General features: G+C 66.8%; 15 protein-coding genes. 10 read left to right on the plus strand and 5 right to left on the minus strand.

Going from position 1 to position 16,867, the window contains the following annotated elements:
• Positions 1 to 46: 46 nt before the first annotated feature.
• From NKJ34_RS13160 to NKJ34_RS13170, 3 genes are all read left to right on the plus strand, one after another.
• Entirely contained in the window at positions 47 to 736 is a 690-nt protein-coding gene (locus NKJ34_RS13160; protein ID WP_253738773.1) for an SCO family protein, read from the plus strand.
• An 11-nt stretch (positions 737 to 747) separates the two neighbouring features.
• Complete coding sequence (locus NKJ34_RS13165; protein WP_253738774.1) at positions 748 to 1,599, plus strand: sulfite exporter TauE/SafE family protein; 852 nt, start codon at positions 748 to 750, stop codon at positions 1,597 to 1,599.
• 62 nt (positions 1,600 to 1,661) lie between these two features.
• Positions 1,662 to 1,925 carry a hypothetical protein gene (locus NKJ34_RS13170; protein WP_253738775.1) on the plus strand — a complete coding sequence of 88 codons (264 nt, stop codon included), beginning with the start codon at positions 1,662 to 1,664 and terminating at the stop codon, positions 1,923 to 1,925.
• Positions 1,926 to 1,963: 38 nt separating this feature from the next.
• Here NKJ34_RS13170 and NKJ34_RS13175 read toward each other — a convergent pair whose 3' ends face one another.
• The gene (locus NKJ34_RS13175; protein WP_253738776.1) at positions 1,964 to 4,300 is read right to left on the minus strand and encodes a DEAD/DEAH box helicase; all 2,337 of its coding nucleotides are present in this window, start codon (positions 4,298 to 4,300) and stop codon (positions 1,964 to 1,966) included.
• Positions 4,301 to 4,560: 260 nt separating this feature from the next.
• Between NKJ34_RS13175 and NKJ34_RS13180 the strand changes: the two genes are divergently transcribed.
• On the plus strand, positions 4,561 to 5,532 hold the full coding sequence (locus tag NKJ34_RS13180; protein WP_253738777.1) for an ABC transporter ATP-binding protein: 972 nt from the start codon (positions 4,561 to 4,563) through the stop codon (positions 5,530 to 5,532).
• Positions 5,529 to 6,341 carry an ABC transporter permease subunit gene (locus tag NKJ34_RS13185; RefSeq protein ID WP_253738778.1) on the plus strand — a complete coding sequence of 271 codons (813 nt, stop codon included), beginning with the start codon at positions 5,529 to 5,531 and terminating at the stop codon, positions 6,339 to 6,341. Before NKJ34_RS13180 ends, NKJ34_RS13185 begins: the two co-directional genes overlap by 4 nt.
• 3 nt (positions 6,342 to 6,344) lie before the next feature.
• Here the strand turns inward: NKJ34_RS13185 and ligA are convergent, their stop codons facing one another.
• On the minus strand, positions 6,345 to 8,450 hold the full coding sequence (ligA, locus tag NKJ34_RS13190; RefSeq protein ID WP_253738779.1) for an NAD-dependent DNA ligase LigA: 2,106 nt from the start codon (positions 8,448 to 8,450) through the stop codon (positions 6,345 to 6,347).
• 181 nt (positions 8,451 to 8,631) lie between these two features.
• Between ligA and NKJ34_RS13195 the strand changes: the two genes are divergently transcribed.
• The 4 genes from NKJ34_RS13195 to NKJ34_RS13210 all read left to right on the plus strand — a co-directional run bounded on the left by NKJ34_RS13195 (position 8,632) and on the right by NKJ34_RS13210 (position 14,331).
• Positions 8,632 to 10,317 (plus strand): sensor histidine kinase, encoded by a 1,686-nt coding sequence (locus tag NKJ34_RS13195; protein WP_253738780.1) that lies wholly within the window; start codon positions 8,632 to 8,634, stop codon positions 10,315 to 10,317.
• A gap of 94 nt (positions 10,318 to 10,411) precedes the next feature.
• Positions 10,412 to 11,692 (plus strand): O-acetylhomoserine aminocarboxypropyltransferase/cysteine synthase family protein, encoded by a 1,281-nt coding sequence (locus tag NKJ34_RS13200; protein ID WP_253738781.1) that lies wholly within the window; start codon positions 10,412 to 10,414, stop codon positions 11,690 to 11,692.
• A 28-nt stretch (positions 11,693 to 11,720) separates the two neighbouring features.
• Positions 11,721 to 12,977 carry a homoserine O-acetyltransferase MetX gene (gene metX / locus NKJ34_RS13205; RefSeq protein WP_253738782.1) on the plus strand — a complete coding sequence of 419 codons (1,257 nt, stop codon included), beginning with the start codon at positions 11,721 to 11,723 and terminating at the stop codon, positions 12,975 to 12,977.
• Positions 12,978 to 13,044: 67 nt separating this feature from the next.
• Positions 13,045 to 14,331, plus strand: a complete 1,287-nt coding sequence (locus NKJ34_RS13210) for an O-acetylhomoserine aminocarboxypropyltransferase/cysteine synthase family protein (RefSeq protein ID WP_253738783.1) — start codon at positions 13,045 to 13,047, stop codon at positions 14,329 to 14,331.
• Between the two features lie 31 nt (positions 14,332 to 14,362).
• Here the strand turns inward: NKJ34_RS13210 and NKJ34_RS13215 are convergent, their stop codons facing one another.
• Positions 14,363 to 14,965: a hypothetical protein gene (locus tag NKJ34_RS13215; protein ID WP_253738784.1), complete on the minus strand. Its 603-nt coding sequence runs from the start codon at positions 14,963 to 14,965 to the stop codon at positions 14,363 to 14,365.
• Positions 14,966 to 15,061: 96 nt separating this feature from the next.
• A complete protein-coding gene (locus NKJ34_RS13220; RefSeq protein ID WP_253738785.1) occupies positions 15,062 to 15,304 on the minus strand; it encodes a ferredoxin in 243 nt (80 codons plus the stop codon).
• Between the two features lie 542 nt (positions 15,305 to 15,846).
• Between NKJ34_RS13220 and NKJ34_RS13225 the strand changes: the two genes are divergently transcribed.
• Positions 15,847 to 16,515 carry a GNAT family N-acetyltransferase gene (locus NKJ34_RS13225; protein ID WP_253738786.1) on the plus strand — a complete coding sequence of 223 codons (669 nt, stop codon included), beginning with the start codon at positions 15,847 to 15,849 and terminating at the stop codon, positions 16,513 to 16,515.
• On the opposite strand, the gene NKJ34_RS13230 is transcribed toward NKJ34_RS13225, so the two are convergent.
• Positions 16,479 to 16,847, minus strand: coding sequence for a rhodanese-like domain-containing protein (locus NKJ34_RS13230; RefSeq protein WP_253738787.1), 369 nt, complete (start codon positions 16,845 to 16,847; stop codon positions 16,479 to 16,481). The genes NKJ34_RS13225 and NKJ34_RS13230 overlap by 37 nt on opposite strands.
• Positions 16,848 to 16,867 lie beyond the last annotated feature (20 nt).

The raw sequence follows: 16,867 nt of genomic DNA on the forward strand, positions 1-16,867 counted from the left end.
AGGTCGACCAGAGCGTACTTCGGGATCGAACGCTGTGGTACGACAAATGCAACGACGCAGCGTGCTTCGGCGGGCGGCCGCAGTCGGGGCCGCGGGCGCAGTTGGTGCGACCGCGGGCTGTCTCACCGGACTGTTCGATCCGGAACCGACGAACGTCGTCCTCGGAGAGCCGGAGGACCAACTGGCCGACAGCGAGGATCTGGGCTACCCCGCCTACGGGCAGGCGTTCCCCGAGTTCACTCTTCCGGAGGTCTTCGCCGACGAGGCGTTCTCGTCGACCGACCGTGACCGCCCCGCCGTGTACACCGCCTTTTACGCGTTCTGTCCGGCCGAGTGTCTGCTGCTGATGGGCGGGATGGCCAACGTGCAGGCGTCGCTGGCCGACCGCGAAATGATCGACGCGGTCGACCTCGTGGCGATCACGTTCGATCCGACCCGTGATACGCCGGAGAAACTCGAGGAGCACGCCGAGCAGATGGGGATCCGCCGCGAGCACGAGCGCTGGCACTACCTCCGGCCCGAGAGCGACGAGCGCGCCAAAACGGTCGTCAACGACGAGTTGGGCATCGGCTTCGAGAAGACCGACGAGGGTGGCAATGCCTACGAGTTCGCCCACATCACGGTCACGTTCCTCGTCAACCCCGACGGCGTCGTCGAGCGCGCCTACCGCGGGGAGAACCTCGACGTCGAGCGGGTCGTCGACGATATCGAAACCGTCATCGACGCCTACGCGTAACCGTTCGAGTGATGGTCGACCTCGTATTCGTACTCCTCCAGACGTGTACGCCTTCGGGGACCAGTGGGGCCCTCGATGGGGCGACGGTCAATCTCGGCGTCTTCTTCCTGATCGGGCTGTTCGGCGGGGCCCACTGTCTCGGGATGTGTGGCCCGCTGGTGACGACCTACGCCGACCGGATGGACGGCGGGTCGACGGGCGGCCGGTCGGCTCGGGGCGGCGAGCGATCGAACCGGCTGTCGCTGCGGATGGTCCGGCAACACGGCCTGTTCAATCTGGGCCGGGCGTTGAGCTACACGCTCATCGGCGGACTCTTCGGGCTGGCGGGCTCGCTGGTGGCCGTCTCGGTCGGCGAGGTGACGACTCTCTTGCGCGAACTCAACATCGTCGTCGGCTTCACCATCGGCCTGCTGATCATCGCCGCCGGGGTGAACTACCTGCTGCGGGGACAGGTACTGTCGCTGCCCGGCGAGTCGCTGTTCGGTCCGATCACTCGGGCCGTCCAGCGGCGGCTGACCGCCCGGATCGACGCCTCGGTCGACGGGCCGGGCATCCTCGGCCTCGGCGCGCTCCACGGCCTGCTGCCGTGTCCGCTGTTGTACCCGGCCTTTCTGTATGCGTTCGTCCAAGCATCACCGGCCGGCGGGGCGGTCTCGCTGGCCGTCCTCGGCCTCGGAACGATCCCGGCGCTGTTTATATACGGCACGCTGTTCCAGTCGCTGTCGACTCAGACGCGGGTACGACTCCACCGGGTGCTCGGCGTCGCGTTCATTCTGCTGGGCTACATCCCGCTGCAGCACGCCCTGATGTTGATGGGTGTCGACCTCCCCCACCCGCCGATCCCGTTCTACCAGCCGCTGTGAGGATTCCTATCCAGTGGGAACGCGCGTTCGGTATTATGTGATCGACAGTCGACGAGACAGATATGACACAGCAGTCCGACACACAACCGGCTGACTCGAGCAGCGACACCCTGTTCGTGGCGATCGGCATCGGCCTCGTCGCCCTCTCGGCGGTCGTCGGTCTCGCGGTGGTGGGGTACACCGTCGGCCTCGGGGCCCTCCAGTCGATCGCCAGCCCGTTCGCTCTCGGGACGGTCGTTTTTACCGTGATGGTCGCCATCGTGTTCAAAAAGACCTCGGACGTCGTCGACCGGCGGGTCGCCCGCAAGGGTCGTAGTGGGAACTGAGACGCGCAGTAGTCACCGATTACTGGCCGCTGTACCTGTTAGTCGACGACTACCGACCGGCTCGCGCGGACCGGCGGCAGCGGCAGATCGGGGAACGTCACCTCGACGGTGAACTCCAGATCTTCGGCCGCGCCGAAGACGCCGACCGGGACCGTCGTGGTGTCTGATAAATAACACCTTTTTTCGTTCATCTCGACGCCGTTGACCGTCACCCGAACCCCAACGGTCGCGCTCCCGGCGGTCGTGTTGACGGTGATCTCCCGCATCTCGTTGTCGCCGCGAGCGATCGACTCCGGGAACGCCCCCCAGTCGACGGTGATCCGCGGCAACTCGCGGGCCGACTCGACGATCCGCTCGGCGACGCCCGCCGTGATCCCCGCGCGGGTGAGTTCGCCGACGCCAGCGTCGACGACCTCGCCGGGGGTCGTGAGTCCGGCCTGAGCGAGCGTTTCGGCCCGGCCCGCCCCGACGCCGTCGATGGCCGTCAGGGCGACCGCCTCCCGTGAGACGCCGTTCTCAAGGCGGGCCTCGATCCGCTTGACCAGATTCGCCGCCCGTGGGCCGGCAAACCGGCCGAGGAACTCGTGGAGCGCCGCCAGCAGTCGGAGGGCGTTCTGTCGGATGACCCACGCGTCGCTTCGGAGTTCGGCGGGCGTCTGGCCCTCCATCCCGGCGTGGAGAATCGCCAAGACCTTCCGGTGGCCGTCTTCAAGGTCGGTCGACGTGCCGCGGAGTACCTCGTCGACCGCGTCGGTTTCGGCCTGGCGGGCCGAGACGCTGTCGAACTCGTCGGCGCTGGCGACGGTTTCGAGCACGTCGTCGACGCTGATCCGCTCGCGGTCGGCGAGCGTGGCGAATCGGGTGGCAGTCCCCAAGCGGAGGTAGTATTTCGAGGTCAGCGTGCCGATGGCGGTGGCCTCGACGCCGAGGTCGTCGTCGGTCTCGACGAAGCCGCGATCGACCAGCGTTTCGAGGGTCGACCGGACGCGCTCGCGGAGCCCGTCGAGGCCGTACTCGGTCGGCTTCGACTGGGCCCGCTGGTAGTAGAAGGTGGTTTCGAGCCACGCCATCACGTCGTCGAGGTCCTGGATCGTCCCCATGGCGATCTCGGCGTTGAGATGGGCATCCAGATCCTCAGCGAGTCGGGATTCGATCTCCTTGCCCTCCCGGAGCAGCCGCCGGTATTTGTCGGCGTCGGCGTGATCGCAGACCACCCAGCCGTAGCCCACGTCGTCGTACCCCGGCCGCCCGGCCCGGCCGAGCATCTGGAGGATGTCCAGCGGGCTGATGTCGATCTCGCCTTCGAGGGGGTCGTGGTATTTCGTATCCCGAATGACGACACAGCGGGCGGGGAGGTTGACGCCCCACGCGAGCGTCGAGGTCGAAAACAGCAGTTGGATCTTCCCCTCTTTGAACCACTGCTCGACCCGGTTGCGGTCCTCCTTGGCGAGGCCAGCGTGGTGAAAGGCCACGCCGTCGGGAACGCCCTTGCGGAGTTTGTCGTTGCTCAGTTCTTTGGCGTCGTTGTGGAAGTCGTAGTCGCCGCGGGCCCCCATCGGGATGTCGCGCTCGGCGATCTCGTCGCGGGCCTTGGCGGCCGCCCGGACCGCATCCTGCCGCGAAGAGACGAAGACGAGCGCTTGGCCGTCCTCGCGGATGTGAGGTTCGGCGATGTCGAGGGCCGCATACAGCCGCCGATATTTGTCGGCGAAGGCGTTGTCGCCGTGGCTGTAGGTTCGGACGTCCGAATGGAGGTCGACCGGCCGGTAGTCGTCGCCGAACTCGAAGGTCGCTTCGGGCGGCGCGTCGAGCCAGCCCGCCACGTCCTCGATGTTTGGCATGGTGGCAGAGAGCGCGACGATCCGGGGATCACAGAGTCGACGGAGCCGCGAGATGGTGGCTTCGAGGACGCCGCCGCGGCCGTCCGAGTCGAGCAGGTGGACCTCGTCGACGATGACCGAGTCGACGCCCGTAATAAACGAATAGCGCGGCGAGTCGTGTTTGCGGGTCGCCGAGTCGGTCTTTTCGGGTGTCATCACCAGAATGTCGGCGCGTTCAGCCCGCCGGGGGTTGAGATCGCGCTCGCCGGTGACGACGTACACCGAGTAGCCCAACTCTTCGAACCGATCCCACTCGGCCTCTTTTTCGTTGGTCAGCGCACGCATGGGCGCGATGAACAGCGCGGTGCCGTCGTCCCGCAGGGTGCGGCAGATCGCGAGTTCGGCGAGGGCGGTCTTGCCGGAGGCGGTCGGCGCGCTGGCGACGACGTTGTCGTCGCCCTCGAGGATGACCGGCAGGGCCTCCCGCTGCATCCGGTTGAACTCCTCGAAACCGAAGGCGTCGGCGAAATCGGGGACCGCCTCGGCGACCTTCACGTCGACTCACCGGCACTGAGCCTCATTGGTCCGTAGGCGGGTCCGGGCGATCAAAGGCGTTTCCTTCCGGTCGGCGCGACGGGGCAGCAGCATCCGCGCGAGCGGAGCGAGCGCGGTTCCCGGACGGCGAGGCCGACGGCCGAGCCATCCGCTCTTTTTCATTGAAGTTTTTGCGCCGAGCGGTTCGCCGCTGGCGAACCCGAGGCGGAAAAAGTTCGAGCCACAACGCTTTATCGCCAACCCGAGTAACAGCCAATTAGATGTCAGCTATTCAGCTCTCCAGTGTCACGAAGCGGTTCGGCGACGTCGACGCCGTTCGTGATCTCGATCTCACCGTCGAAACGGGGGAGATCTACGGCTTTCTCGGCCCCAACGGCGCGGGCAAGTCGACGACGATCAACATGGTCCTCGATCTCGTCCGGCCGACCGAGGGGACGATCACAGTGCTCGACGAGCCGGTCGACACCGCCGGCGCGGCCCTCCGCGAGCGGATCGGCGTCCTCCCCGAGGGGTTCGACGTCTACAGCCGCCTGTCGGGCCGCAAGCACGTCGCCTTCGCCATCGAGTCGAAGGATGCGGACGACGACCCCAACGAAATCCTCGACCGGGTCGGGCTGGGCGAGGCGGCCGACCGCCCCGCGGGCGGCTACTCGAAGGGAATGCGCCAGCGACTCGCGCTGGGCATGGCGCTGGTCGGCGAGCCCGAGCTGTTGATCCTCGACGAGCCCGGAACCGGTCTCGATCCCGCCGGGGCCAAGGAGATGCGGGCGATCGTCCGCGAGGAGGCCGCTCGCGGGGCGACGGTCTTCTTTTCGAGCCACGTCCTCGGGCAGGTCGAGGCCGTCTGCGACCGGGTGGGGATCCTCCACGAGGGCGAACTCAAGGCCGAAGACAGCATCGACGGGCTCCGGGACGCCAGCGAGGCCGAGGAAACGCTCATTTTGACCGTCGACGACGCGACCGACGACGATCTGGATCCGGTACGGGCGATCGACGGCGTCTCGGGGGCGGCGATCGACGGGACGATGGTCACCGTTGCCTGCGAGGCGGCGGTCAAAAGCGACGCGATCGCCACGCTGGGCGAGGCCGGCGTCGAGGTCCGCGATATCGAAACCGAGTCGACCTCCCTCGAAGAGCTGTTCCTCTCCTACACCGACGGCGAGGGTGTCGTCGAGCGGGACGAACCGGCGTCGACCGACCGACCGGCCCCGACTCCGGAGGGGGGTCGATGAGCTGGGTCGTCGTCGCCCGGAAAGATTTCGAGGACGCGATCCGCTCGCGGTGGCTGCAGGGGTTGACCGCGCTGTTCGTCGGCCTCGTCGCGCTGATCGCGGCGATCAGTCTCCCGCCGGAGGGCCAGACGGTCAGTACGAACGCCGTGTTGGGTGGGAGCTTCGTCGGGCTGCTGTCGGGGACCCTCGCCCCCCTGATCGCGCTCGTGGTCGCCTACAGCGCAGTGAGTGGCGAACGCGAGTCGGGATCGCTCAAACTGCTGCTGTCGCTGCCCCACTCGCGGGCCGACGTCGTCTTCGGGAAGGTCGCCGGCCGGGCGGCGGCGCTGTCGACGGCCATCATCGTCGGCTTCGTGGTGCCGGCGGTCATCCTCGCGTTCGGCCCGCTCGAACTCGACGTGCTGACCTACATCGGCTACACGCTGCTGGTCGCGCTGCTGGTGTCGGTGTTCGTCGCCATCGCGGTCGGCTGGTCGGCCGCCGCGCCCTCCCAGCGGACCGCCCTCGCCGGCGCGATCGGCCTGTATTTCCTCTTCGTCCCCTTCTGGGACGCCGTCCGGTTCCCGCTGCAGTTCGCTCTCCAGTCGCTGCCGGAGTGGGTGCCCGTCAGCGCGACGGCGGTGAGCAACGCGCTGTTCCTCATCAACCCCGCCTCGGCGTTTCGGGGGCTGACAGGCGCGCTGCTTCGGGGGCAGTTGTTCGCCGGCGAGACGGCGGCCCTGCAGGTGTCGGCGCTGTCGATGCTGCTGTTCTGGCTGCTGGCCGCGCCGCTGGCCGGGCTCTACGTCTTCCAGCGGCGGGACCTATGACGATCAGGCCTCCGGCGGCCAGTCGATGCCGTGGTCGACCAACAGGTCGGCGAACCCCGCCTCGTCGACCACCTCGACGTCGTTCGCGTCGGCGTCCTCGCGCTTGCGCTGGCCGGGGTTCTCCCCGACGACCAGGTAGTCGGTGTTCCCCGAGACGCTGCCGGTCGCGTTCGCGCCATGGGCCTCGACAAGGTCCTGCGCGTCGCTCCGGGACACGGACAGCGAGCCCGTGAAGACGAACGTCTGCCCGTCGAGGGCGGCGTTCTCGGCCGCAGCGGCGTCGACCGACTGTGGGTCGACGCCCGCAGCCAGCAGTTCGTCGAGCGCCGCGCGGTTCTCCGGCGTATCGAAGAAGTCCCGGATCTTCGCGGCGACGATCGGCCCCACGTCGTCGACCGCTTCCAGTTCGTCGGGGTCGGCGTCGATGAACGCCGCCAGCGAGCCAAATTCGGCGGCGAGTTCGCCGGCAGTTGCGGCACCGACCTCGGGGATCGACAGCGCGCTCAGGAAGTCGTCCAGCGGCGGCTCGCGGGTCGCGTCGATCTCGTCGACGAGGTTTTGGGCGCTTTTCTCGCCCCACCCTTCCAGTTCGACGAGGTCGTCGACATCCAGTCGGTAGAGATCGGCCAGCGAATCCAGCAGGCCGGCCTCACGGAGTTGGCTGATGCGCTCGGGGCCCAGCCCCTCGATATCGAGGCCCTCGCGGCTGACGTAGTGTTCGATCGCGCGTTCGAGTTGGGACTCACAGGCCAGCCCGCCGGGACAGAAGGCCAGCGGGCCGTCGCGTTCGACCGGGCTCCCACAGACCGGACACGAGTCCGGGAAGTCGAACGTCGACCCGCTTTCATCCTCGACGACCTCCTCGATGTAGGGGATCACGTCGCCCGCCCGCAGCACGCGGACCGTATCGCCGACGTCGACGCCCAGCGATTCGATCTCGCCGGGGTTGTGGAGCGTCGCCCGCGAGACGGTGACGCCGCCGACCTGCACCGGTTCGAGGAGTGCGACCGGCGTGAGGCGGCCGGTCCGACCCACTTGGACAACGATATCCGTAATCGTCGTCACCTCGGTGCGGGCCGGGAACTTGTAGGCAAAGGCCGACCGGGTCGAGCGGGCGGTGTTGCCCAGCGCCTCGCAGGCCGCAATGTCGTCGACCTTGATCACGACGCCGTCGATCTCGTAGTTCAAGTCCTCGCGGTCGGCCATGAGGGCCTCGCGGTAGTCGATCGCGGCCTCGATATCGTCGACGCGCTCGGCGCGGGCGTCGACGTTGAACCCCCACTCCTCGAAGGCTTCCAGTTCGGCCCACTGGGTCGGGGGGCGCTCGCGATCGGGGTCGTCGTGGGCCAACAGCCCGTAGACGAAACAATCGAGCGGGCGGTCGGCGACCACCGAGGGGTCGAGTTGGCGGATCGTGCCCGCCGTGGCATTCCGGGGGTTGGCAAAGGGCTCGTCGCCGCGTTTGAGCCGACGGCGGTTGAGGTCCCGGAAGCCGTCTTTGGGCATGAACACCTCGCCGCGGACGGCCAGCCGGGCGGGCGGCTCGCCGCGGAGCCGCTGGGGGAGCGACCGGATCCGCCGGGCTTGGGCGGTCACGTCGTCGCCCTCGCGGCCGTCGCCACGGGTGGCCGCCCGAACCAGCCGGCCGTCCTCGTAGACGGCCTCTAGCGAAATCCCGTCAAACTTGGGTTCACAGACGTAACCCGTGTCGGGGTCGAACCCCTCGACGCGGAGTTCCCGCCGGACGCGTTCGTCGAACTCTCTGACGGCTTCGACGTCGCCGCTCTGGTCGATCGACAGCATCGGCGCGGTGTGTTGGACCGTTTCGAGTTCGTCGACCGGTTCGCCGCCGACACGCTGGGTCGGGCTATCGGGGTCGACCAGATCAAAGGCGGCTTCGAGCTCGCGGAGCCGCTCGAACAGCAGGTCGTAGACCCGGTCGGCGATCAGGGGATCGGCCTCGATGTAGTAGCGGTGGTCGTGTTCGCGGATCGCCGCGCGAAGCAACTCGACCTGTCGTTCGGCCTCGGTAGCCGACAGCGCCTCGACCGGTTCGAATTCCAGGGGCGGATCCCGGAGATAGGGGTTCGACTCCTCGCAGTGGCTCATTGGGATGGGATACTGGTCGATCCGTCAAAAACCGAGTGGGTGGCCACAGGCGGATGTCTGGATAGTTAGGTCGGGACGACCGGGTCGACCGAGGGTGAGACTGCCGAGTCGACCAGTCACTATTATTGAATGCGATATTCGGGCGATAGGGTATATACTCGCCCGACAGCAAGCGATTTCAATGGGAGATGACGTGTTGCTGAGTCTGTTCGTCGTCTCATTGGTCGTCGTGGCGACTGTCGTAAGTTTGGTGTTGGCGGGCTACTCGTGGCGCTCGATCGAGCATCCGATTTCGAACTCGTATGCGCGGCTGCTGGCGGCCGACAGCCTGTGGGCGGCCTGCTATCTGGGCATGATCCTCGGCGACGGCGGCCTGTTCACGCGGGCGGCGATCGTCGGCCAAGGGTTCGCCGCGGCGCTGGCGGGGGTCACGTGGTTCCTGTTCGTCATCGAGTACACCGGCGACAGCGAGTGGATCCCGGCCGGTATCGGTCGACTGCTGTACGCCGAGGCGGTGATCTATGGGCTGTTGCGGATCGTCAACCCCGGCGGGCTGGTCGCCAGCGAAGTCGTTTACGGCGAGTTCGGCCCGTTCCTGCTGCCGGCGGAGGTGTACGGGCCGATCGTCTACGCGCAGGTCGGGTTCGTCTACCTGCTGCTCGTCGTCTCGTTTCTGCTGTTGGGCCGGTTCATCCGGACCACCCGGAGCCTCTACCGATATCAGGCGGTAGCGATCCTGCTGACCGCCGTCGCGGTCATGGTGTCGACGCTGCTGTTCGTGACCCGGTTCCGGCTCCACCCGCAACTCGACCCGACACCCGTGTTGTTCGTCTTTCAGGCGCTGATCGTCGGGGTGGCGCTCTACCGGTACGACTTCCTGAAGATCGCGCCGGTCGCCGCCGACCGGTTCTTCCGGGAGATGGCCGACCCGGTGGTGATCCTCGACGGGAACCGACGGCTCATCGACTACAACACCGCCGCCGAGACGATCGTCGACGGGCTCGACCCTCAGAGGCCGGTCGACGCGCTCGGCCCCGAGGGACTCAACGGGGCCATCGAGGAGGCGATCGACGCCCGGGACGAACGAACCGAACACACCCTGACGGGAGAGGGACCCTCGCGGAGCTACGACATCCGGGTGACGCCGATCGACGACCAGTTCGGCATCGCTCAGGGGTACGTGGTCGCGCTCCGGGAGATCACCGAGCGGAAGCGACGTGAGCGCCGGCTCCGCGAACAGAACGAGCGGTTGGAGGAGTTCGCCGACGTCGTCTCCCACGACCTGCGGAACCCCCTGTCGGCGGCGGCCGGCTGGACCGAGGCCGTCGACGGACAGTTGGCCGCCGAGGAATCCGATATCGAAGCCGCCAGAGCCGGGCTCGCTCGGGTCGAGCGCTCCCACGAACGGATGGACGAACTCATCGAGATGCTGCTGTCGCTGGCTCGGGAGGGCCAGACGGTCGACGACCCCGAGCCGGTGCCGGTGGGGACGACCGCCACCGAGGCGTGGGAGACCGCCGACACCGGCGAGATGGAACTCGTCGTCGAGGCCGACCGCACGGTGTCGGCCGACCCCACACGGCTGCGGCAGGTCTTCGAGAACCTCTTTCGGAACGCCAACGAGCACGGAACGGCGACCACGGTCACGGTCAGCGACACGCCGGAGGGGTTCGTCGTCGAAGACGACGGCGAGGGGATCTCGGCGGCCGACCGGGAGTCGCTGTTCGAGTTCGGCTACAGCACCGACGACGACGGCACCGGGATCGGACTCGCCGTCGTCAAACGCATCGTCGACGCTCACGGCTGGGTGGTCGACGTGGGCGAAAGCGACGCCGGCGGCGCGCGCTTCGAGATCAGCCAGCCGTAGCCCACACGGCGACCGAAAGCCCGACCCCCCAGCCAGCGGCGACTTTTGCCGTAACTGACGTGCATAAAGGCGAATAGATATATGCATAGCATACATGACCGAGGGTTTCAACACGCGGAGCCTCCACGCCGGGACCGAGCCGGACCCCGCCACGGGCGCGCGGGCCCCCCCGATCTACCAGACTACCTCCTACGTCTTCGAGGACGCCGAGACGGCCGCGGATCTCTACGCGCTCCGCGAGGAGGGCGACGTCTACTCGCGGGTCTCGAACCCGACCGTTCGCCAACTGGAGGCCAGACTGGCCTCCCTGGAGGGCGGCGTCGACGCGGTGGCCACGGCGGCGGGGATGGCGGCCCTCGATTCCGCGACGACGATCCTCGCCCAGAGCGGCGACACCGTCGTCGCCAGCAGCGACATGTACGGCGGCACCGGCACCTACCTCTCGAAGCTCGCGCCCCGCCGTGGGATCGAAACCCGAACGGTCGAGACCCTCGACTACGACGCCTATGCCGACGCCATCGACGACGACACCGCCTACGTCCACGTCGAGACGCTGTCGAACCCCTCGCTGCTCACCCCGGATTTCGAGCGCCTCGCCGACATCGCCCACGACCACGCGGTGCCGCTGGTCGTCGACAACACATTCGGGACGCCCTATCTGTGTCGACCGCTCGAACACGGCGCGGATATCGTCTGGGAGTCGACGACGAAGTGGATCCACGGCTCGGGGACCACAGTCGGCGGGGTCTTGGTCGACGGCGGCACCTTCCCGTGGGACCACCCCGACGCCGACTACCCCGAACTCTCCGGCGAGAATCCCGGCTGGGGGTTCGACTTCTCCGAGCGGTTCGGCGAGCGCGCGTTCACGCTGGCGGCGCGCCACCGCGCGATCCGGGCGCTCGGGAACCAGCAGGGCCCGTTCGACGCGTGGCAGACGATGCAGGGGCTCGAAACCTTGCCGCTGCGGATGGAGCGCCACTGCGAGAACGCACGCAGCGTCGCCGAGTTCCTCCGGGACGATCCGCGTGTCTCGTGGGTCACCTACCCCGGCTTCGAGGACCATCCGACCCACGACAACGCCACCGAGTATCTCGACGACTACGGCGGGATGGTCACCTTCGGCGTCGAGGGCGGCTTCGAGCCGGCCAAGACGTTCTGCGAGAGCGTCGACCGCATCAGCTTCCTCGCCAACATCGGCGATGCGAAGACCCTCGTCATCCATCCGGCGTCGACGACGCACGCCCAGCTCAGTGCGGACGAACAGCGCGCGGCGGGCGTCGCCCCCGACATGCTCCGGCTGTCGGTCGGGATCGAGAACAGCGACGACATCATCGCGGATATCGACGCCGGACTGACGGCGGCAAACCAGCAATGACAAACCACAGCACTACCGAGGGGAGACAATGAGCGCGACCGACGTCGACCGGGGGACCGTCGAACTCGGGGAGTTCCGCTTCGAGTGCGGCGAGACCATCCCGGAGCTGGAGATCGCCTACGAGGCCTACGGCGAGTTCACCGGCGACAACGCCGTGTTGGTCTGCCACGCGCTGACCGGCAGCCAGAACGTCGCCAGCTACAACACCCCCGGCACCGCCGGGCAGGCCCGAGCGTGGTGGGGCGATATTGTGGGACCGGGCAAAGCCATCGACACCACCGAGTACTACGTCGTCTGCGCCAACGTCCCCGGCTCCTGTTACGGTTCGTCGGGGCCCTCGTCGACCAACCCCGAGACGGGCGAGCCGTGGGGCACCGACTTCCCACCGGTCACCATCGGCGACTGGACCCGCGCCCAGCGTCGCTTGCTCGATCACCTCGGCGTCGGTCGACTGCGGCTGATCGTCGGCGGCAGCGTCGGCGGGATGAACGTCCTGGAGTGGGCCAAACAGTTCCCCGACGACGCCGAGTTGATCGCCCCCATCGCCGCCGCGGACAAACTCGACCCCCAGTGTCTCGGCATGGACGCGGTCGCCCGCCGAGCCATTCGGAGCGACCCCGACTGGAACGGCGGCGACTACTACGGAACCGGCGACGACGACGCCAGCCCACCCCGCCAAGGATTGGCCATCGCCCGCCAGATCGGCCACCTGATGTACCTCTCGAAGGCCTCGATGGACCGCAAGTTCGGCCGTCGATCCGCCGGTCGGGACAGCGGCATCGAGGGCAGCGACGCGCTGTTCCCGCCGGACAAGGCCGCCGCCTTCTTCCCCTATCGAGAGGTCGAATCCTATCTCGACTACAACGCCGAGAAATTCGTCGACCGGTTCGACGCCAACAGTTACCTCTATCTCACGCGGGCGATGGACGACTACGACCTCGCCGAGGGGTACGGCACCCCCGACCGCGCCATCTCGGCGTTCGAGGGCGAGGTGCTGCTCGTCTCCTTTACAGGTGACTGGCATTTCACCGTCGAGCAGAGCGAACTGCTGGCCGAGGCGTTCCGGGCGGTCGACGTTCCGGTCGCCCACCACGTGGTCGACTCCGACCACGGCCACGACGCCTTCCTCGTCGAACCCGAAAACGTCGCCCCGCCGGTCGCCGACTTCCTCGAAGCCGGCGTCGCGGGGCGGGCGATCACCGACACGGCTGGAGACGACGACCGCGAGGCCGACGACGGCGATTCGGATTTCGCACCGGTCCACACCAGCCTCTTTTCGGGCTGAATCCGAGATACCGGCAGGGTTTCGAGAGGCAGTGGTGTTTAGGTTCCCGGCAATCCTTGGGAGCGATATGTCCGACGATCACGGATTCGAGACCCGAAGTTTGCATGCCGGAACCGACCCCGATCCCACGACGGGATCGCGGGCCCCGCCGATCTATCAGACGACCTCCTACGTCTTCGACGACGCCGAGGACGCCGCCGCCCAGTTCGCCCTCGAAAAGCCGGGCCACATCTACTCGCGGCTGATGAACCCCACCGTGGGGAGCCTTCAAGAACGGTTGGCCTCCTTAGAGGGCGGCGTCGGCGCGGTCGCCACCGCCTCCGGAATGGCCGCCTTCGATCTGACGACGTTCCTCTTGGCGTCGGCCGGCGACAACATCGTCTCCTCGTCGGCGCTCTACGGCGGCACCTACACCTACCTTACCCACACCGTCGAGCGCCGCGGCATCGAGACGCGGTTCGTCGACACCCTCGACTACGACGCCTACGAGGAGGCCATCGACGAGGATACGGCCTACGTCCACCTCGAAACCATCGGCAACCCCGCGCTCGTCACCCCCGACATCGAGCGGATTGCCGACATCGCTCACGAACACGACACGCCGCTGTTCGTCGACAACACCTTCGCCTCGCCGTACCTCTGTCGGCCGCTGGAACACGGCGCGGATCTGGTCTGGGAGTCGACGACCAAATGGATCCACGGCGCGGGTTCGACGGTCGGCGGCGTCGTGGTCGACGGCGGTTCGTTCGACTGGGCCGAACACGCCGACAAATACCCCGAGATCGGCGCGGCCAATCCGGCCTACCACGGCGTCAACTTCGCCGAGACCTTCGGGGATGCAGCGTTCACCTACGCCGGAATCGCCCGCGGGCTGCGCGACCTCGGCAATCAGCAGTCGCCGTTCGACGCGTGGGTCACCATGCAGAAACTCGAAACGCTGCCGATGCGGATGGACCGCCACTGCGAGAACGCACAGGTCGTCGCCGAATTCTTGGAGGCTCACGACGAGGTCTCGTGGGTCAACTACCCCGGACTGGAGAGCCACGAAACCCACGAGGAAGCCAGCAAGTATCTCGACGGCGGCTACGGCGGAATGATCTCCTTCGGACTGGAAGCGGGGTACGACGCCGCCCAGGGCACCGTCGAGTCGACCGAACTCGCCTCGATGCTGGCCAACGTGGGCGACGCCAAGACGCTGATTATTCACCCGGCGTCGACGACCCACCAGCAACTCAGCGAGGAGGAGAAGCTCTCGGCCGGCGTCACGAACGATCTGGTGCGCCTCTCTGTTGGGATCGAGGACCCACAGGACATCATCGACGACCTCGATCAGGCGATCGAACAGTCGACCTGAACGGCAGCGACACTGGTAGCCCGGTCGGCGGCTACTGGAGTTCGAACGTCAGACGCTGGTCGGCGTGACGTCTGGACGAGACCGAGTGGACGATCCGGGCGACTTCGACACCCTCTGGCAGTCGTTCGACGAGCGTCATCACCCGCGCCCGGCAGCCGGGTTGGATCTCGACCGACCGGGTGTGACAGCCGGGACCGAGCCGCGAGGGGTCGAGGGTGATGTGGGCTCCGCGGTACGTGTAGCCGTCGCTCCCGATAAACGAGGTTCGGTTTGGATCCCACCGGATCGGTCGACTACTGGTGTTTTCGACGTCGAACAGGGCACTCGGTCTGATCTCGCCGTCAGTCTGGGAGTCCAGTTGGTGCCGGTAGACGAAGGCGTCGACGGCGATCCGTGGGACGCCGAGGAGCGTCGCCGAGAGCGCGTCGGTCGAGACGGTCGTCGGCTGACCGAACGCGGCGTCGACCCGGCCGGTGAGTCGGTCGGCAGAGTCGACAGCCGTCTCTTGGGGAGCCGACTGGGGCGTCGATCCGCCGGAAGCCCGTGCTGGCGGTCGGCCCCTGCCCGCCTCCGGATGACGCGTCGACCGGCTTGAGTGTCCGGGGGTACTGTCCTGTGTGTCATCCAATGGCATAATTTATATTTAACCAGTCAGCACATTATTCTTTTGTCGTAGAAACAACTGATTGGTGAGAAGTACACGAGTATATACGAGGCGTGGTGAGTGACTTCAGACGACCTGTTCACCGTCGTCGTCGTAGAGTTCGATGGCGTCGACCGGACACGATCGGGCGGCGAACTCGGCGTCGAACTCGGCGTCTTCGGGGACCTCGGCGACGAAGAGGTCCGCCTCGATTTCCTCGCTGTCGGCGAGATCGGCCTTGCCGGCGTCCATGTTCTTCTCGAAGGCGTCCCACTCCTCGACGCACTGGAACATCCCGATACAGGTGTCGCGATCGAACTCGATCTTCATACGTCAGCTTCGTGGGTTGGCTACAAAGCCGTGTTGGAGCCGGCGAAGTCGGGTACTCGACCGGCTCCAACCGTGTCTCGAAGCCGACCGGACGATCGTCACGACCGACTGCGACCGAGAACCCACCGGTCAACGCCCCAAATCGAAGACGAACAGCTCCTGTGGATCGCAAACCACGAACGCGACAACGTTGGGCGTCTGTGTTCGATCGATGTCGGTTCCATCCGCGCCGAACAGGAAACCCCGAGGGGACAGAGCCAACTGTAACCCGTGCTGGAAGGGAAAGAATTAATACATTGTTCATTAACAATCATGATGTATATGGCACGCAGTCATAGTCGGCCACACGACGGAAGCGAACTGGTGAACGGAGCCGTTCCGGATACGGTTACGGCAGCATCGAACCAGTCGCTGGTGGCCGTGCCGCCACTGCAAACGTCGGCTGAGCCATCAGCCATCGTCCGTTCGGTCGGGCGGACCACCCGAAGCTCACGGACAGAAACCCCGATGCGGGAGCCAAATCCCCCGATAACAGGTATCTCATGACCGAGTCGTCCACAGGCTACAACGGGTGGAACAGCTCACAGTGCCGGGGGACGGAGTACTGCCAAGCCCGCTGTCCACGGTTCGTCGACAAGGAGGGCGCGAGCTGGAGGCTCCGATCAGCACGTGAGGCGGACGCCGACCGGCTGGCGGACATGTACGCCGACATCAGTACGGCCGACCGCGCACAGGGGCTCCCGCCGGTCGACGCCCACCGGCGGCAGGAGTGGGTCGAGACGCTACTCGAAGAGGGCCACAACATCGTCGCCGAGGGACCGGACCAGCTGGTCGGCCACGTCGCCTACACGCCGGTCGAAGCCGATCAACCGGAGGTGGCCGTCTTCGTCCACCCCGAGTTCCACAACCGCGGGATCGGCACCGAACTCTGCAACCGGATCGTTGCGGCCGCCGCCGACGCCGGCCGTGAGGCGCTGGAACTCTACGTCGAGCGGCGCAACCGCGCGGCGATCGCCGTCTACCGACGGCTCGGCTTCGAGGTCGTCGACGGCGGCCACGACATGCGGATGGTGCGTCGACTGGACGACTCGGTCGCGACCTCGGTTCGCGCCCCGCCAGCCGAACAGTCGCCGAGGGCCGAACCGGTCGGCGTCGACAGCAGTTCCCAGCCCGCTCAACGCAGTGTCCACAGCAGCGATCGGAGTTTGTAGCTGATCGAACCGTTCCGGTAGCCCGACCAGCCGCTCATCCCACCTAGCAGGGTGGCGGCCTCGTACCCTTCCTCGCGGAGAATACGCGTCGCCCGTTTGGCAACGACCCCCATCTTGCAGACGACGACCACGTCTCGGTCCTGTGGAATCTCTCCGAGTTGGTCCCGGAACACATCGTCGTTGCCACGCTGGAGATCGCTGTACACCGGGATGTTGTGGCTGCCGTCGATTGCCGCACGTTGGTAGGAGGCGGTCGGTCGGATGTCGAGGACAAAGGGGTCGTCGCCGGACTGCAGCCGTTCGTCGACCGCGGCTGGGCGAACCGTATGCATACCCGAACAGTGGTGTCGAC

The organism is Halohasta salina, from assembly GCF_024178165.1.
Classification (GTDB): Archaea; Halobacteriota; Halobacteria; order Halobacteriales; family Haloferacaceae; genus Halohasta; species Halohasta salina.

Excerpts from the sequence above, each read along its gene's own strand:
- ligA (WP_253738779.1), bottom strand. The coding sequence starts at position 8,450 with ATGAGCCACTGCGAGGAGTCGAACCCCTATCTCCGGGATCCGCCCCTG.
- NKJ34_RS13165 (WP_253738774.1), top strand. The coding sequence starts at position 748 with ATGGTCGACCTCGTATTCGTACTCCTCCAGACGTGTACGCCTTCGGGG.
- NKJ34_RS13160 (WP_253738773.1), top strand. The coding sequence starts at position 47 with ATGCAACGACGCAGCGTGCTTCGGCGGGCGGCCGCAGTCGGGGCCGCG.
- NKJ34_RS13185 (WP_253738778.1), top strand. The coding sequence starts at position 5,529 with ATGAGCTGGGTCGTCGTCGCCCGGAAAGATTTCGAGGACGCGATCCGC.
- NKJ34_RS13170 (WP_253738775.1), top strand. The coding sequence starts at position 1,662 with ATGACACAGCAGTCCGACACACAACCGGCTGACTCGAGCAGCGACACC.
- NKJ34_RS13200 (WP_253738781.1), top strand. The coding sequence starts at position 10,412 with ATGACCGAGGGTTTCAACACGCGGAGCCTCCACGCCGGGACCGAGCCG.
- NKJ34_RS13180 (WP_253738777.1), top strand. The coding sequence starts at position 4,561 with ATGTCAGCTATTCAGCTCTCCAGTGTCACGAAGCGGTTCGGCGACGTC.
- NKJ34_RS13210 (WP_253738783.1), top strand. The coding sequence starts at position 13,045 with ATGTCCGACGATCACGGATTCGAGACCCGAAGTTTGCATGCCGGAACC.
- NKJ34_RS13195 (WP_253738780.1), top strand. The coding sequence starts at position 8,632 with ATGGGAGATGACGTGTTGCTGAGTCTGTTCGTCGTCTCATTGGTCGTC.
- NKJ34_RS13225 (WP_253738786.1), top strand. The coding sequence starts at position 15,847 with ATGACCGAGTCGTCCACAGGCTACAACGGGTGGAACAGCTCACAGTGC.
- metX (WP_253738782.1), top strand. The coding sequence starts at position 11,721 with ATGAGCGCGACCGACGTCGACCGGGGGACCGTCGAACTCGGGGAGTTC.
- NKJ34_RS13220 (WP_253738785.1), bottom strand. The coding sequence starts at position 15,304 with ATGAAGATCGAGTTCGATCGCGACACCTGTATCGGGATGTTCCAGTGC.
- NKJ34_RS13230 (WP_253738787.1), bottom strand. The coding sequence starts at position 16,847 with ATGCATACGGTTCGCCCAGCCGCGGTCGACGAACGGCTGCAGTCCGGC.
- NKJ34_RS13215 (WP_253738784.1), bottom strand. The coding sequence starts at position 14,965 with ATGCCATTGGATGACACACAGGACAGTACCCCCGGACACTCAAGCCGG.